This is a genomic window from Micromonospora sp. M51 (assembly GCF_018070305.1).
GTDB lineage: Bacteria > Actinomycetota > Actinomycetes > Mycobacteriales > Micromonosporaceae > Micromonospora > Micromonospora parva.
This window is the reverse complement of sequence record NZ_JAGPXZ010001398.1, coordinates 1-632: the sequence shown is the minus strand read 5'-3', so window position 1 is coordinate 632 and position 632 is coordinate 1. Positions and strand designations below refer to the sequence as shown.

At 74.1% G+C, this 632-nt stretch carries 1 protein-coding gene and 1 pseudogene; both read left to right on the top strand.

The annotated features are described in order from the left end of the window. Positions 1 to 315: pseudogene (locus KBX53_RS35065) on the top strand (hypothetical protein); the annotation flags it as partial. Between the two features lie 57 nt (positions 316 to 372). After that, a partial coding sequence (locus KBX53_RS35060) for an ASCH domain-containing protein (RefSeq protein WP_210864046.1) occupies positions 373 to 632 on the top strand: 260 nt, incomplete at its 3' end.

The window sequence follows — 632 nt, the reverse complement described above, 5'->3', positions numbered from 1 at the left end:
GTCATGCTGGTGCACGCGGTGACCGCGCCGACCGCTGTGCTGCGTACCCTGCCGGCTCTGGACCGGGCCCTGTGGGCGCCAAGCCTCACCGCGGCCTGGGCCGCGACGGCGGCCATGACCTCGGTGTACGCCCCGGCCGACGGCATCGCGCCACCGACGGTGGCCCCGGCGACGCCAGCGGAGGTCTTCGCCCGCGCGGCCCGGCACGGCGACGAGCACGTGGTCAAGCTGGCCGACGCGATCCTCGACGCGTACGCGGCCAGCGGCGACGACCGGCTCCTCACCGCACCCGGCTACGCCGGCCAGTTGATCTGAGCGGGGCGACGGGTATTGCGGCAGCGTCCCGGCCCGTGCTGGCCTAGCCTCGGCAGGATGTGGCCTCGGATCGGTGAACTGCGCGCCCTCGCTCTCGGCACCCCCGGCGAGCTACGGGCAACCCTCAACACCCTGGTGCTGGCCGGGGTGAAGACCGCCACGGCCGGGCGGCTCGCCGAGTACGCGGACGAGGGCGAGGAGTTGGAGCACGTCGGCGAACGCCTGGCGCTGGTCGACGACGACGACGCCCTGGCCGGCGTCGTGGAGATCACCGGAGTCGAGGTGGTCCGTTTCGCCGACGTGCCCTGGGACTTCGC